The organism is Streptomyces sp. NRRL S-378, from assembly GCF_000720645.1.
Lineage (GTDB): Bacteria > Actinomycetota > Actinomycetes > Streptomycetales > Streptomycetaceae > Streptomyces.
The window spans coordinates 14,113-28,607 of the sequence record NZ_JOBX01000039.1; the positions used below are offsets into that span (position 1 = coordinate 14,113).

The 14,495-nt window shown below is 72.5% G+C and carries 16 protein-coding genes; 9 read left to right on the forward strand and 7 right to left on the reverse strand.

Translation table 11 applies throughout. The features are described 5' to 3' along the window. The first annotated feature begins 136 nt into the window (after nt 1–136). On the forward strand, nt 137–943 hold the full coding sequence (locus IH80_RS0124965) for a hypothetical protein (protein ID WP_030963447.1): 807 nt from the start codon (nt 137–139) through the stop codon (nt 941–943). 27 nt (nt 944–970) lie between these two features. Here the strand turns inward: IH80_RS0124965 and IH80_RS0124970 are convergent, their stop codons facing one another. Continuing rightward, a complete protein-coding gene (locus IH80_RS0124970) occupies nt 971–1,906 on the reverse strand; it encodes a LysR family transcriptional regulator (RefSeq protein WP_030963450.1) in 936 nt (311 codons plus the stop codon). Between the two features lie 211 nt (nt 1,907–2,117). Here IH80_RS0124970 and snpA point away from each other — a divergent pair, with 211 nt between their 5' ends. After that, nucleotides 2,118–2,786: a snapalysin gene (snpA, locus tag IH80_RS0124975; protein ID WP_030963452.1), complete on the forward strand. Its 669-nt coding sequence runs from the start codon at nt 2,118–2,120 to the stop codon at nt 2,784–2,786. Between the two features lies 1 nt (nt 2,787). On the opposite strand, the gene IH80_RS0124980 is transcribed toward snpA, so the two are convergent. The 5 genes from IH80_RS0124980 to IH80_RS0125000 all read right to left on the reverse strand — a co-directional run bounded on the left by IH80_RS0124980 (nt 2,788) and on the right by IH80_RS0125000 (nt 6,889). Further along, nucleotides 2,788–2,991 (reverse strand): hypothetical protein, encoded by a 204-nt coding sequence (locus IH80_RS0124980; RefSeq protein WP_030963453.1) that lies wholly within the window; start codon nt 2,989–2,991, stop codon nt 2,788–2,790. 37 nt (nt 2,992–3,028) lie between these two features. Next, a complete protein-coding gene (locus IH80_RS0124985; protein ID WP_030963454.1) occupies nt 3,029–3,613 on the reverse strand; it encodes a dihydrofolate reductase family protein in 585 nt (194 codons plus the stop codon). A gap of 97 nt (nt 3,614–3,710) precedes the next feature. Next, complete coding sequence (locus tag IH80_RS0124990; RefSeq protein WP_030963455.1) at nt 3,711–4,304, reverse strand: GNAT family N-acetyltransferase; 594 nt, start codon at nt 4,302–4,304, stop codon at nt 3,711–3,713. A gap of 129 nt (nt 4,305–4,433) precedes the next feature. Further along, nucleotides 4,434–5,492 (reverse strand): family 2 encapsulin nanocompartment cargo protein polyprenyl transferase, encoded by a 1,059-nt coding sequence (locus tag IH80_RS0124995; protein ID WP_078906739.1) that lies wholly within the window; start codon nt 5,490–5,492, stop codon nt 4,434–4,436. Continuing rightward, nucleotides 5,483–6,889 carry a family 2B encapsulin nanocompartment shell protein gene (locus IH80_RS0125000; RefSeq protein WP_030963460.1) on the reverse strand — a complete coding sequence of 469 codons (1,407 nt, stop codon included), beginning with the start codon at nt 6,887–6,889 and terminating at the stop codon, nt 5,483–5,485. Before IH80_RS0125000 ends, IH80_RS0124995 begins: the two co-directional genes overlap by 10 nt. 236 nt (nt 6,890–7,125) lie before the next feature. Between IH80_RS0125000 and IH80_RS0125005 the strand changes: the two genes are divergently transcribed. From IH80_RS0125005 to IH80_RS0125020, 4 genes are all read left to right on the forward strand, one after another. Next, nucleotides 7,126–7,581 carry an RrF2 family transcriptional regulator gene (locus tag IH80_RS0125005; RefSeq protein ID WP_030963461.1) on the forward strand — a complete coding sequence of 152 codons (456 nt, stop codon included), beginning with the start codon at nt 7,126–7,128 and terminating at the stop codon, nt 7,579–7,581. A 158-nt stretch (nt 7,582–7,739) separates the two neighbouring features. Further along, the gene (locus IH80_RS0125010; RefSeq protein WP_030963462.1) at nt 7,740–8,933 is read left to right on the forward strand and encodes a globin domain-containing protein; all 1,194 of its coding nucleotides are present in this window, start codon (nt 7,740–7,742) and stop codon (nt 8,931–8,933) included. Between the two features lie 128 nt (nt 8,934–9,061). Beyond that, a complete protein-coding gene (locus IH80_RS0125015) occupies nt 9,062–9,652 on the forward strand; it encodes an N-acetylmuramoyl-L-alanine amidase (protein WP_030963463.1) in 591 nt (196 codons plus the stop codon). Nucleotides 9,653–9,850: 198 nt separating this feature from the next. Next, the gene (locus IH80_RS0125020; protein WP_030963465.1) at nt 9,851–10,744 is read left to right on the forward strand and encodes a 1-aminocyclopropane-1-carboxylate deaminase/D-cysteine desulfhydrase; all 894 of its coding nucleotides are present in this window, start codon (nt 9,851–9,853) and stop codon (nt 10,742–10,744) included. Nucleotides 10,745–10,955: 211 nt separating this feature from the next. Here IH80_RS0125020 and IH80_RS0125025 read toward each other — a convergent pair whose 3' ends face one another. Continuing rightward, complete coding sequence (locus IH80_RS0125025) at nt 10,956–12,536, reverse strand: Na+/H+ antiporter (RefSeq protein WP_030963466.1); 1,581 nt, start codon at nt 12,534–12,536, stop codon at nt 10,956–10,958. 55 nt (nt 12,537–12,591) lie between these two features. On the opposite strand from IH80_RS0125025, the gene IH80_RS0125030 reads away from it, so the two are divergent. The 3 genes from IH80_RS0125030 to IH80_RS0125040 all read left to right on the forward strand — a co-directional run bounded on the left by IH80_RS0125030 (nt 12,592) and on the right by IH80_RS0125040 (nt 14,493). Then, a complete protein-coding gene (locus tag IH80_RS0125030; protein ID WP_030963467.1) occupies nt 12,592–12,852 on the forward strand; it encodes a UBP-type zinc finger domain-containing protein in 261 nt (86 codons plus the stop codon). Between the two features lie 205 nt (nt 12,853–13,057). Continuing rightward, the gene (locus IH80_RS0125035; RefSeq protein ID WP_030963468.1) at nt 13,058–13,471 is read left to right on the forward strand and encodes an anti-sigma regulatory factor; all 414 of its coding nucleotides are present in this window, start codon (nt 13,058–13,060) and stop codon (nt 13,469–13,471) included. A gap of 11 nt (nt 13,472–13,482) precedes the next feature. Beyond that, the gene (locus IH80_RS0125040; protein ID WP_078906740.1) at nt 13,483–14,493 is read left to right on the forward strand and encodes an RNA polymerase sigma factor SigF; all 1,011 of its coding nucleotides are present in this window, start codon (nt 13,483–13,485) and stop codon (nt 14,491–14,493) included. The last annotated feature ends 2 nt before the right edge of the window (nt 14,494–14,495 follow it).

Here is a 14,495-nt window from a genome sequence, read left to right on the forward strand (position 1 = left end):
CGTTCACGGACGGGGCTCGACGCACGCAACATATCGCGTCTTGTGAAGAACACGATATATCGCGGTTGGGCGAAGTCAAGCAGAGTGCCGCAATCCGCCATTTGGGGGTGATTTGCCTTAGCGTGTGAGCATGTCAATTTCCAGGACCCCGACCGGCGGAATGCTGCTCTGCCGTACCGAACCCGTCGCGGCGCGCTCCCCCGCGCACCTGCTGCGCGTACGCCTGCTGCTCGCCCCGGCCGGTTCGTGGACCGTGCTCGTACCCGAGGACAAGCCGTGGAGGGAGGGCGGGAGCGCGGCCGAGGTGTTCACCGGCTGGGGAACCGCGCTCGCCACCGGTACCAACTGGCCGGTGCTCAGCCTGTGGTGGGAGGGCGGCCGCGCCGGGTTCGTGCTGGCAGGCGGCTTCCGGCGGACCGTCGCCCAGGAGTGGGACGCCGCCGGACGGGCGGCGGGCGAGCCCGATGCGATGCGGACCCTGGCCGCGCGGCTCGGGCTGGATCCCGTACTCGACCTGGAGGAGCTGGAGCGGCTCACCCGCCCCGACGCCGCGCCGGGCGTGGACGGTGCGGTCCGGCTGCGCGGGCTGACGGCGCTGCTGACGCGCGCCGGCCTGTCCCTGCCGCCCGGCCTGACGCCGGGCGAACCGGCCGACCGGCTGCGGGGCGCGGCCCGGGTGGCACCGGACGTCGAGACGGTGGAGTGGTCGGGCTGGCGCGACGCCGTGCGGGCCGAGTGCGACGCCGTGGACGCGGGCCCGCTGGGCCCGTGGGTCCGGGGCCCGAAGGCCCGGCTGCTGGGCGCGGCCCAGATCGTGGCGGGGGCTCCGCTCCTGGCGTGGGCGGCCCGGCGCCACAGCCCCGCGTGGGCCGCGGCGGGCGCCCTCCTGCTGGCCCAGGGGACCCTCTCGCTGGCCTACGACCGGGTCCGCGCGCGGAACTAGCCGGCCGAGCGGCAGGCCCGGCGGAGGTCAGGCCGCCTCCAGCAGGGGGCTCGCGTGGTGGTGGAGCCACGCCCGGTACGGGGGCGTGCGCAGGGCGGCCTCGCGGTAGGCCGCGCGGAGGTCCTCGTAGACCTCGGCGTGCGCGCCCGGGCGGGTCGCCAGCAGCAGCCGCACGGCCAGGGGGTCCCCGCACAGCGGCCTGATCGCCATGTCCTCGCGCGGCCCCGAGGTCGGCTGGCAGGGCGCGACCGCCTCGCCGGAGATGATCAGCGAGGTCGCCGTGTGGTAGTCGGTGTGCAGTACCGGCGGGTCGAGCCCGGCGCCGGCGAAGACCCGGCGCAGGCCGTCCCATTCGCCGTCGACCGAGGGGTCGACGGCCCAGCGGTCGGCGGCCAGGTCTCCTAAGGAGACGATCTCCTGCCGCGCGGCGGGGTGGTCCCTGGGCATCGAGACGAACTGCGGCTCGCGTTCCATCAGCACGTGCGTCTGGAGCCCCTCGGGCACCCGCAGCGGGCTGCCCTCCACCTCGTGCACGAACGCCACGTCCAGCTGTCCCGCCGCCACCATCCTGAGCAGCGCGTTCGCGGAGACGTCCACCAGCAGGGAGGTCTCGGTGTCGGGCAGCCGCCGGTGGAGGCGCCGCAGCCACCCGGGCAGCGCCCGGCTGGCCGTCGAGCCGATGCGCAGCCGGGGGCCGTGGGCCTGGGCGCGGGCCTCCGCCACCAGCGCGGCCATGTCGGCGAGGAGGGGCCGGGCCCGGCCGAGGACGGTGTGACCGAAAGGAGTGGGCCGGCAGCCGGTGCGCTCGCGCAGGAACAGCTCGCCGTCCAGGGCCCGTTCGATGCGGCGTAACTGGGTCGTCAACGAGGGCTGGCTCACGCCGAGTTGCCGGGCGGCCTTGTGCAGGCTGCCGGCGTCGGCGATGGCGCACAGCGCGCGCAGGTGCCTGACCTCAAGCTCCATGCCCCGAGGGTAGGACGGGCCCGTGGGGCCGCACCAGTCACCGATAGCCCCCCGAATCCCGCCATTCTCACGCTAGTTGGGCTGTCGAAATCTCCGCGATAGGCCGGTGCTATCGGCCAGTGACATCATCCGCCGGCCCGTTCCGCTCCCGCAGACTCCGGTACCGAACGACCCACCCCCCACCGCACCGGATGAGTAGGAGCTCCCCCACATGCGCCACTCCCGTAAGGCCCTGCTGGCGACCGCCGTCGGCATCGGTCTCGCCGCCACCCTCGGCGCCGTCCCCGCCGCCGCCGCCGCGCCCGCCCCCGTCGGCAATGCCGCGAGCTACGCGGCGTACGAGCGTTCGCCGCAGAACGAGGCCGCCAACCGGGCCTTCTTCGAGGCCGTGCAGCGCTCGGTCGCCGAGCAGCGCGCCGCGAACCCCGGCGCCCTCGCCGTCACCGTCACGTACAACACCCGCAACGCGCCCAGCTTCCGTACCCAGATAGCCAACTCCACCCGCATCTGGAACAGCTCGGTGACCAACGTCAAGCTGCAGGAGGTGTCCTCCGGCGGGAACTTCTCTTACCGCGAGGGCAACGACTCACGCGGCTCGTACGCGAGCACGGACGGGCACGGACGGGGCTACATCTTCCTCGACTACCGGCAGAACCAGCAGTACAACTCCACCCGGGTGACCTCGCACGAGACCGGCCACGTGCTGGGTCTGCCGGACCACTACTCCGGCCCGTGCAGCGAGCTGATGTCGGGCGGCGGCCCGGGCACCTCGTGTCAGAACGCCACCCCGAACTCCACCGAGCGGGCGCGCGTCAACCAGCTCTGGGCCAACGGCTTCGCCTCCGGCCTGGGCGCGAAGGAGACGGCCCCCGCGGGGTGAGTCACCGCTCCCCGCGCTCCACGTAGTCCGCGCAGTCGGGGTTCCGGCAGGGACCCCGCCTCCACACGGGGATGAAGACCCCGAGGGACTTGCGCCGCCCGACCACCGTGTCGACGCTGCGCCCGCAGGTCGGGCACGTCTGCTGTTCGTGCCCGGCCTGCGGGGCCACCCGCTCGTGCGCGTGCTGCTGCTGCTCACCGGCCATACCTCCACGGTAGGCCGGTTTCCGCATATCCGTCGGGTCAGCGCCTGCGGAGGTAGGTGCTGACGATCTGGCCGCCGCCCAGGGTCGTGACCCCGGTGAGCTCCAGGGGTCGCACTCCGAAGCCGGCCCGCGACATCGGCATCCCGGTGCCGGCGAAGACCGGGTAGGTCTTGACGACGAACTCGTCGATCTCGTCGATCAGCTGGGTGGCGAGATCCGCGCCGCCGCACAGCCAGATGCCGAGTCCGTCGCGGGCCTTGAGCTCACGGACGCGGGCCACCAGGTCGCCGCTGATCAGGCGCACCTGCGGGTCGGGCGGGGTGGTGAGGGAGCGCGAGACGACGTACTGCTCGGGCAGGTGGCCGTAGGGGCTGGTCATGCCCGCCTTGAGGCCCGGCTCGTAGGTGGCCCGGCCCATGAGGACCGCGTCGAAGCGCTTCGGCGGGGCGTCGGCGATCCCGAGCTGGGCACGCCCCTGGGCCGCAATGGTCTCCGGGTACTCGGCCTTGAGGTGCTCGACGAATTCGGCGTCGAGGTGGCTGTAGAAGAAGTCGCCGTCGCCGTCCGGGGCACCGATGAACCCGTCGACGGTGGTGGCGATGAAGTAGGTGAGCTTGCGCAAGCGATTCTCTTCCGTCGGACCGTGCCGCCGCACCGGGGCACGGCGAGTAAAGTACTTCAGATGAAGTGGTTACGCAAGCTCCCGCCCCACGGCGTCCTCAGCCCCTGGGCTTGCGCCACATCGGCCACATCAGCGGCCCCTCGGGAAGCCGGACCGCCTCGCCGGTGAACTCCCAGCCGAGCCGCTCGTACAGCCCCCTGCTGCGCTCGCTGCTCGCCTCCAGGTACGCCGGGACGCCCTCCCGGTCGCAGCGCTCCAGCACCGGCCGCATCAGCTCGGTGCCCAGCCCCTCCCCCTGCCGGCCCGGGGCGACCGCGATCATCAGCAGGTACTCGTGCTCCTCCGCGGTGGGGTGCACCGCGCCCGTCAGCCGGCCCACGAGCTCGCACCGCTCGTTGTCCGGGTCGGCCACCGCCCGCATCTTCGCCGGGACCTCGTCCTCGCCCTCCGGCTCGCCCGCCGGGATCCGCAGCCACAGGGCGGCCGCCGAGCCGTCCACCGCGTAGTCGATCCGGCCCTCGGCCAGTGCGACGTCCACAAAGACGCCCAGGAACCGCCCGTGCACGGCGGCCCGGTGCTCCGGGTCCGGGAAGACCCAGCTGCTCACCGGGTCGGTGCGGAAGGCCTCGTCGAGCAGCCGCGCCACCGCGTCCCGGTCCGACTGATCCGCCTGACGTATCTCCAGCGCCACTGGTCACACCCTTCGCTCACGTGTCAACAACCGTCAGCGATCCTAGAGTTGGCGCACCCATGCGGTAAGGCCCGTTCCGGCACCGCCCGGTGCCGGAACGGGCCTCCCCCCGTCACGCCGGACGCCCGCTCACCTCGTGCGGCGCGTCACGAACTCCGCCAGCGCCAGCAGCCCGCCCGCCGCCCCGAGGTCGGGCACGGCGCGGGACAGCTGCTGGACCGCCCGGCTCATCCGGTCCGCGGCCTGGGCCTGGGCCCAGTCCCGCCCGCCGGCCCGCTCCACCGCGTCGGCCGCCCTGCGTACGTCGTCCCCGGTCATGGGACCCGCGTAGAGGGCGGCCAGCTCCTCGCCCGCCCGGGTGCCCGAGGTGAGGGCGGCCACGACCGGGAGGGACTTCTTGCGGGCGATCAGGTCGGCCCCGGCGGGCTTGCCGGTGTGCCCCGGGTCCCCCCAGATGCCGATCAGGTCGTCGATCAGCTGGAAGGCCAGGCCCGCCTCCCGGCCGAAGGCGTCCATGGCGTCCACCTCGTCCGCTCCGGCCCCCGCGTACAGCGCGCCCAGCGCGCACGCGCAGCCCAGCAGGGCCCCGGTCTTGGCCGTCGCCATGGTCAGGCACTCGTCGAGCGCGACGTCCGGGCGCCGCTCGAAGGCGCAGTCGGCCTGCTGGCCCGCGCACAGCTCGATGATGCAGGCCGAGAGCCGGGACGAGGCCGCCGCGGCGGCGGGGTGGGGGTCGTCCGCGAGCAGCCGCTGGGCGAGCGCCATCATGGCGTCGCCCGTGATGATCGCGTCCGGTGTCCCGAACACCGTCCAGGCGGTGGCGCGGCCGCGACGGCGGACGTCCTTGTCGATGACGTCGTCGTGCAGCAGCGTGAAGTTGTGCGCCAGCTCCACCGCGACCGCGGCCCGTACGGCCTGGTCGACCGGCCCTCCGCCCGGACCCTGCAGGGCCTGGGCCGCGGCCAGCACCAGCGCCGGCCGGATGGCCTTGCCGGGGCTGCCCGCGGCCGGGGTGCCGTCCGCGTTCACCCAGCCGAAGTGGTACATCGCCACCCGCCGCATCCCGCCGGGCAGGCTCTCCACGGTGCGGCGCAGTTCCGGGTTGACCGTTTCTCTCGTCCGTTCCAGCAGGGCCGCGGCCTCCTGGCCCTCACCGGTCGCGATGGCGTTCACCTCGATCAGCGCCAGCGGCCGATCTCGACGTTCTCCAGCACGCCGAGCGCGTCCGGCACCAGCACCGCGGCGGAGAAGTACGCCGTGACCAGGTAGGAGATGATCGCCTGCTCGCTGATCCCCATGAAGCGGACCGAGAGGCTCGGCTCGATCTCGTCCGGGATGCCCGGCTGGTGCAGGCCGATCACGCCCTGCTCGTCCTCGCCGGTACGCATGCACAGGATGGAGGTGGTGCGGGCGTCGCTGATCGGGATCTTGTTGCTCGGGAAGATCGGCACCCCGCGCCAGGTGGTCACCCGGGTGCCGTCGACGTCCACCGTCTCCGGGTAGATCCCGCGCTTGTTGCACTCGCGGCCGAAGGCGGCGATCGCCTTGGGGTGCGCGAGGAACAGCTTGGAGCCGCGCCGCATGCTGAGCAGCTGGTCCATGTCGTCGGGGGTGGGGCCGCCGTCGTGCGGCTGGATGCGCTGGTCGTAGTCGGCGTTGTGGAGCAGGCCGAACTCGGGGTTGTTGAGCATCTCGTGCTCCTGGCGCTCGCGCAGCGCCTCGACCGTGAGCCGCAGCTGCTGCTCGGTCTGGTTCATCGGCTGGTTGTAGAGGTCGGCGACGCGCGAGTGCACCCGCAGGACCGTCTGGGCGATGGAGAGCTCGTACTCGCGCGGGCGCGCCTCGTAGTCCACGAAGGTGCCGGGGAGGACGGCCTCGCCCCGGTGGCCGGCCGAGAGGTCGATCTCCGCCTCGCCGTACTTGTTGGTGCGCTGGGCGGGTGCGGAGCGCAGGCGGTCCAGGTGCTCGCGCAGGGAGGGGACCCGGTCGGCCAGCAGCTGGAAGTCCTGCCGGGACAGGGCGAGGGCGGTGCCGGGGGTGGCGGCGCGGGCGGTGTACTCCCAAATCGATTCTTCATCGACGAGGGAGTCCTCGCCGAAGTACGCGCCGTCGGCGACGGTCCGCAGGACGGCGTCGTCGCCGTAGGGGCCCGGGCCGATCTGGTCGACGCGGCCGTGCGCGAGCAGGAAGACTTCGTCGGAGGGGCTGCCGAAGGAGGTCAGCTCCTGGCCTGACTCGAAGTCGATCTGGCGGCACCGCTGGGCGAGTTCGCCGAGGACGTCGAGGTCGTCGTAGTCGCGCAGCAGCGGGAGTTCGCCGAGCTCTGCGGGGATCACCTGGACCTGGGTCCCGGTCTTGATGAACTCCACGACGCCGTTGCCGACCGAGTAGCTCAGTCGGCGGTTCACCCGGTAGGCGCCGCCCTGGACCGACACCCACGGCAGCATCTTCAGCAGCCACCGCGAAGTGATCTCCTGCATCTGCGGCGCGGACTTGGTCGTGGTTGCCAAGTTCCGTGCGGCCGCCGTCCCCAGACTGCGCTGCGGTGTCTGGGCCTCGGACTCGGAACCTGCCTGGACCGACATGTCTTTCCCTTTCGATCACTCCATGGGTCTGCGGCACCAGCCTTTCAGCACGCAACGTGGTGGAACCATTACACAAAAGGGTGTGACTACTCCGTCCGGGGACGGGGCACTCTCTCGGATCGAACTCCTCGCCCGTGGGCAGCGAGAGCTCCGTACGCCCCATCGGTTTCGGCCAAGTGATGATCCCGCCCGGGGCTTAATTTGTATCTCGTATGCGAGTTTTCTACGGTGACCCCATGCGGCTGACGCGATTCACCGACCTGGCGCTGCGCACCCTGATGCGCCTGGCCGTCGAGGAGGAGGACCTCCCCACCACGCGGGACGTGGCGGCGACCATGGAGGTCCCGTACACCCACACGGCCAAAGTCGTCGCCAGGCTGCAGCATCTCGGCCTGGTCGAGGCGCGCCGCGGCCGCGGCGGAGGGCTCACCCTGACCCCCGCCGGGCGGGCGGCCTCGGTGGGCGCGGTGGTGCGCGAACTGGAGGGCGCGGGCGACGTCGTGGACTGCGACGGCACCACCCCCTGCCCGCTGCGGAGCGCCTGCCTGCTGCGCGGCGCGCTGCGCCGCGCCCAGGAGGCGTTCTTCGCCGCACTGGACCCGCTGACGGTGAACGACCTGGTGGCAGCCCCGACCGGCCCGCTTCTCCTGGGCATTTCGAGCAGGGCGCCCGCGGGGGCCGAAGGTCCCTGACCATCAGGGCCTTATGGCCGGTTACCGCCGTCCGCCGGGCCCCATAGCCTCACCTCCGGCGGGAGTTCGAACAGAAGTCCGCACCGCGGCGGGCCTCTGCGAGCAAAAATACGCATCTAACATGCCAATTAATGGACCATCCACGCGAGGAGTTCCCCATGCTGTCCGAGAAGTCGACCGCGACCGTCCGAGCCACCCTGCCCGCCGTCGGAGCGGCCATCGGCGACATAACGGAGCTCTTCTACACCAAGCTCTTCACCGCACACCCGGAGCTGCTCCGCGACCTCTTCAACCGCGGCAACCAGAACGCCGGCCTCCAGAAGCAGGCGCTCGCCGGCTCCATCGCCACCTTCGCGACCCACCTCGTCGAGCACCCGGACACCCGGCCCGACGTGATGCTGGGCCGCATCGCGCACAAGCACGCCAGCCTCGGCGTCACCCGCGAGCAGTACGCGGTCGTCCACCTGCACCTCTTCGCGGCGATGGCCGAGGTCCTCGGCGAGGCCGTCACGCCCGAGGTCGCCCAGGCCTGGGACGAGGTCTACTGGCTGATGGCGAACGCGCTCGTCGCCATCGAGGAGCGCCTCTACGCCGGGCACCGGATCGCGGCCGGCGACGTGTGGCGCGAGTGGACCGTCATCGGCCGCTCGGAGGAGACGGCCGACTGCACCACCTTCCGCCTCACCCCCGCGGACGGCGCCCCCGCGCCCGCGCACCTGCCCGGCCAGTACGTCTCGGTCCAGGTCGAACTCCCGGACGGGGCCCGTCAGATCCGCCAGTACAGCCTGTCCTCCTCGCCCGGCCCGGCGGTCCGCGCGATCACCGTCAAGCGGGTCCACGGCGCGGCCGCGGGCCCCGACGGCGAGGTCTCCAACCACCTGCACGCCCACGTCCGCACGGGCGACACGCTGCGGGTCTCGGCCCCGTACGGCGACCTGGTCCTGGAGGACTCCGACGCCCCGCTCCTGCTCGCCTCGGCGGGCATCGGCTGCACCCCGATGCTGTCGATGCTGGAACACCTGGCCGAGGCCGGGCACAGCTCCCCGGTGACGGTCCTGCACGCCGACCGCTCCCCCACGGACCACCCGCTGCGGACGGACCACCGGGCGCTGGCCCTCAAGCTGGCCGACGCCACGGCCAGGTTCTGGTACGAGGAGTCGGCGGAGCCGGGCGACGCCACCGGCCTGATGGACCTGTCCGAGGTGGCCGTCGCCCCCGGCACCCGGGCCTACCTCTGCGGACCGCTCCCCTTCATGCGGTCCGTGCGCGAGCAGCTGATCGCCAAGGGCGTGCCGGCCGCCGACATCCACTACGAGGTCTTCGGCCCCGACCTGTGGCTCGCTTCCGCGTGAGCCGTGTCCGGATCCGCTCGCTAGCCGTACGAAAACACTAGCCGCGGAAGGGACGCCTCCGCTAAACCGGAGCGTGACGATTCGGACACACTGGGTGTCCGTAGCGCACCGCACGAAGGGAGGCGGCCATGGCCGCACCCATGTCCGCGGACCGGTTCATCAACGCACTGAGGAACGAAGGCCTGACCGTCGTCGAGGTCGGCGCCTGGCGCACCCACAACCGCAACCACAAGGGGCCCTGGGGCCCGGTGCACGGGGTGATGATCCACCACACCGTCACGCGCGGCACCGCGTACTCCGTCGAACTCTGCCGCAACGGCCACAGCGCCCTCCCGGGGCCGCTCTGCCACGGCGTGATCGCCAAGGACGGCCGGGTCCACCTGGTCGGCTACGGCCGCGCCAACCACGCCGGCCTCGGTGACCCCGACGTCCTGGCGGCGGTGATCGCCGAGCGGCGGCTCCCCCCGGACAACGAGGCGACCACCGACGGCAACCGCCACTTCTACGGCTTCGAATGCGTGAACCTCGGCGACGGCGAGGACCCGTGGCCCCCGGCCCAGATCGACGCCATGGCCCGTGTGTCGGCGGCCCTGTGCCGGGTCCACCGGTGGACGGCCCGCTCGGTCATCGGCCACCGCGAGTGGCAACCGGGCAAGGTCGACCCCCGGGGCTTCACCATGGACTCCCTCCGTGACCGCATCGCCGAACGCCTGAAGTAGCCCCCGGGCCCGGCACCGGGAGGACACCTCTCCCGGTGCCGGGTCCCGGGAGCAGGCAGAGACTCAGGGCTGGCGCTGCGGCACGCCGGGCGGACCGGGCACGACCTGTTCCGGCGAGTGTGCACCGATCACGCCCGCGCCACCCGCGCGCCGTAGCCCCCGCCCGCACGACGACACGGGACGGCTCACAATGGACGGGTGGACCACCCCGAACTGCAGTCACGGCCGGCGTCTCCGCTCGTCGAGGCGGTGGACGAGCGGTTCGCGCGGCACGGGGTGCGGCTGCTGTTGAAGCGGGACGACCTGGTGCATCCGGAGCTGCCCGGCAACAAGTGGCGCAAGCTCGCGCCGAACCTGCGGGCCGCGCTGGAGGCGGGGCACGAGCGGCTCGTCACCTTCGGCGGCGCGTACTCGAACCACCTGCGGGCCACTGCGGCCGCCGGGCGGCTGCTGGGCATCGGGACGGTCGGCGTCGTGCGCGGTGACGAGCTGGCCGGCCGGCCCCTGAACGACTCCCTCGCCCGGTGCGCGGCGGATGGCATGCGCCTGCACTTCGTCACCCGCTCGCGCTACCGCGCCAAGGCCGACCCGCAGGCCCTGGCCCTGTTGCTGGACGAGGCCGGCGCGAGCGGGGCGTACGTCGTCCCGGAGGGCGGCAGCAACGCCCTCGCCCTCGCGGGCTGCGCGGAGCTGGGCCGCGAGCTCCGCGGCGTGACCGACGTGGCCGCGGTGGCCTGCGGCACCGGCGGCACCCTGGCGGGCCTGGCCGCGGGCCTCGCACCCGGGCAGCGGGCGCTGGGCGTCCCCGTCCTGGCGGGCGGCTTCCTGTCCGGGGAGATACGTTCCCTCCAGACCGAGGCCTATGGCGGCCCGGTCGGGGACTGGACGCTGGCCGAGGACTTCCACCACGGCGGCTACGCCCGCGTCCCGGCCGCCCTGGAGTCCTTCGCCGCCGACTTCGCCTCCCGCCACGGCTTCCCGGTGGAACGGATCTACGTGGCCAAACTCCTCTGGGCCCTGACCACCCTCACCGAGGCGGGCACTTTCCCGCCCGGCACCACCCTCACCGCCGTCGTCACCGGCCGCCCGTAAGGGACGGCCTGCCGGGGACGGGGACGGGGTGGGGTGTTGTCCGGGACGCAGAACGTGATGGGCTGGCGCGGCAGCGACCCGTACGGGCCGCCACGGTCCGGGCGCCGCACACAGGAGTCCAGGACGACACCCCGCTCCGGCACCGGCCCCGACCTCCACCGCCGCCCCCTGGGCACCGCCGCTCACCCCGCCGGCCCCCGTAGGGGCGGGGCTACGTCGACTCGCGGTACGCCGCCGCCTCCTCCAGGTCCAGCCTGCGCAGCAGCACCCGCAGCATCTCGTCGTCGATCCGCCGCTCGTCCCGCAGCGCGACGAACACCTCCCGCTCCGACTCGATCATCTCGCCCGCGAGCCGCCGGTAGATGTCGTCCGCGGACTCCCCCGTCAGCGGATTGACCTCGCCCAGCCGTTCCCACACCGCGTTGCGCCGACGTTCCAGCACCGTCCGCAGCCGGTCCGCCAGCGGCGGCGGCAGCGTGGAGTTCTCCGGTTCCGCCAGCAGCTCCGCCAGCCGCTCCTCCGCCGCCCGCGAGGCCTCGCTCTGCGCTTGCGCCTCCGCCAGCGTCTCGGCCTGCACGTCCCTCGGCGGCAGCTTCAGCATCCGGATCAGCGGCGGCAGCGTCAGCCCCTGCACCACCAGCGTCCCGATGACCGTCGTGAAGGTGAGGAACAGGATCAGATTCCGGTGCGGCACCGAGATCGGCACGGAGAAGGCGATGGCCAGCGAGACCACGCCCCGCATCCCCGCCCAGCCCACGATCACCGGGGACTTCCAGTCGGTCTCCGGCTCCCGCGTCCGGATCCGGGGCGACATCCAGCGCGGCACGAACGTCGCCGGGAACACCCATACGAAGCGGGCCACCACCACCACGACGAAGACGGCGACCGCGTACCAGGCCGCGTCCACGCCCTGGTACTCCCCCAGCCCCTTGAGAACCACCGGCAACTGGAGGCCGATCAGCGCGAAGACGACCGACTCCAGGACGAAGGCGACCATCTTCCACACCGCCTCCTCCTGGAGCCGGGTGGCGAAGTCGACCTGCCAGTTGCGGTGCCCGAGGTACAGCGCGACCACGACCACGGCCAGCACACCGGAGGCGTGCACCCGCTCGGCCGCCGCGTACGCCACGAAGGGGATCAGCAGCGAGAGGGTGTTCTGGAGCAGGGGTTCCTTCATCCGTTTGCGCAGCTGGTGGATCGGCACCATCAGCAGCAGGCCGACGCCGACGCCGCCCACCGAGGCCAGCAGGAACTCCGCGATCCCGCCCGCCCAGCCGGCGCTCACCCCGACCGCCGCCGCCAGCGCCACCTTGTACGCGGTGATGGCGGTCGCGTCGTTGACCAGGGACTCGCCCTGCAGGATGGTCGTCAGCCGGTTCGGCAGCCCCAGCTTGCGGGCGATCGCGGTGGCGGCCACCGCGTCGGGCGGCGCGATCACCGCGCCCAGCACCAGCGCCACCGGCAGGGACAGTCCGGGCACCAGCAGGTACGCCGCGTAGCCGACGACGACCGTCGCGAAGAGCACGTAGCCCACCGACAGCATCGCGATCGGTCTGATGTTGGCCCGCAGGTCCAGGTACGAGCTGTCCACGGCGGCCGTGTACAGCAGCGGCGGGAGCAGCAGCGGCAGCACGATGTGCGGGTCGAGGGTGTACGCGGGCACGCCCGGGACGTACGAGGCCGCCAGGCCCGCGGCGACCAGCAGGAGCGGCGCCGGGACCGGCGTGCGGCGGGCGAGTCCCGCCACGGCCGCGCTGCCCGCGACCAGGGCCACCAGCTGCAATACGTCCATCGAAGATCCGTCCTCCGTCGTCGTGCGCCCGTCCCCTGGTCGTACGCTGGCCATCATGAGCGAGTGCACCCACGTTGCCGAACTGCCGCGCCCCGAGCCGGTCCCGTCTGCACAGACCTGCGCCGAATGTCTGGCGGTCGGCAGCCACCCCGTGCAGCTGCGGATGTGCCTGGGCTGCGGGCACGTGGCGTGCTGCGATTCCTCGCCGTTCCGGCACGCGACGGCGCACCACGGCGAGACCGGCCATCCGGTCATGCGGAGCTTCGAGCCCGGCGAGACCTGGCGCTGGTGTTTCGTCGACGGTTCGATCGTCTGAGGCGGGGTAGTTCAACCCTCCGCCGGCTCCCCCGATTTGACCCCCGCAGACCCCTACCCACTGTGCGTACCCATGGGCTTACCATCAGTCACTGGCAGCAGGGCAGGGTGCTCACGGCGGTCGTCACGAGGGGTGCCGCGACACAATCGCCCGGATCGCGGTAGCGTCACCGGCGAAAAGAGCTCGTACCACCTTGGAGGTGAGGGTGTCCCAGATCGCAGGCGAGCCCGGGACTCAGGACTTCGTGGAAGTCCGGCTGCCCGCTGCGGGTGCCTACCTGTCGGTGCTGCGGACGGCCACGGCCGGCCTCGCGGCACGTTTGGACTTCACCCTCGACGAGATCGAGGACCTCCGCATCGCGGTGGACGAGGCCTGCGCGATCCTGCTCCAGCAGGCCGTGCCGGGCTCCGTCCTCAGCTGCGTCTTCCGGCTGATCGACGATTCGCTGGAGGTGACCGTCTCGGCGCCGACCACGGACGGACGCGCGCCGGAGCGTGACACGTTCGCGTGGACGGTCCTGTCGGCACTGGCCGGCAAGGTCGAGGCCACGGTCGAGGAGAACCAGACGGTGAGCATCAGCCTCTACAAACAACGCGGCGCGGGGCCAGGCCCGGCGTGAGCGGCGGGGAGATCCCGGTGCGGGGCGGGGATCGGCCCCGGGTACGGCATGAGGTCGACGGCGGCATCCCGGAGCAGCTGCACGCCCGGCCGCACCCGGCTGACGCGGATGCGGAAGACGGCTTTTTGGACTCGGCGGAGCGACGGGCGGGCCCTATGAGCGAGAACCAGCACGACCAATCACAGCCGGCACAGCCGCCGGAGGCCGCTGCGCCGGCCCCGGCGGTGGGGTTCCCGGCGCCTCCGGCCCCGGCGGCGCTCCCCGATCCGCGCGACCGCAGCAGCGCGCGGGCCCTGTTCGTCGAGCTGCGGGCGCTGCCCGACGGCTCGGCGGAGAAGGCGGAGCTGCGCAACCGGCTGGTACGGATGCACCTGCCCCTGGTCGAGCACCTGGCGCGGCGCTTCCGCAACCGCGGTGAGCCGCTGGACGACCTGACGCAGGTCGCGACGATCGGCCTCATCAAGTCGGTGGACCGGTTCGATCCGGACCGCGGGGTCGAGTTCTCCACGTACGCCACGCCCACGGTGGTCGGCGAGATCAAGCGCCACTTCCGCGACAAGGGCTGGGCGGTGCGGGTGCCGCGTCGCCTGCAGGAGCTGCGGCTCTCGCTGACGACGGCCACGGCCGAGCTGTCCCAGCAGCACGGGCGTTCTCCGACGGTGCACGAGCTGGCCGAGCGGCTCGGCATCTCCGAGGAGGAGGTGCTGGAGGGGCTGGAATCGGCCAATGCCTACAGCACCCTCTCCCTGGACGTCCCGGACACCGACGACGAGTCGCCGGCGGTCGCGGACACCCTGGGTGCGGAGGACGAGGCCCTGGAGGGCGTCGAGTACCGCGAGTCCCTCAAGCCGCTACTGGAGGGGCTCCCGCCCCGAGAGAAGCGGATCCTGCTCCTCCGCTTCTTTGGCAACATGACGCAGTCGCAGATCGCGCAGGAGGTCGGCATCTCCCAGATGCACGTCTCCCGCCTGCTGGCCCGCACCCTGGCCCAGCTCCGCGAGAAGCTCCTCGTCGAGGAGTGAGC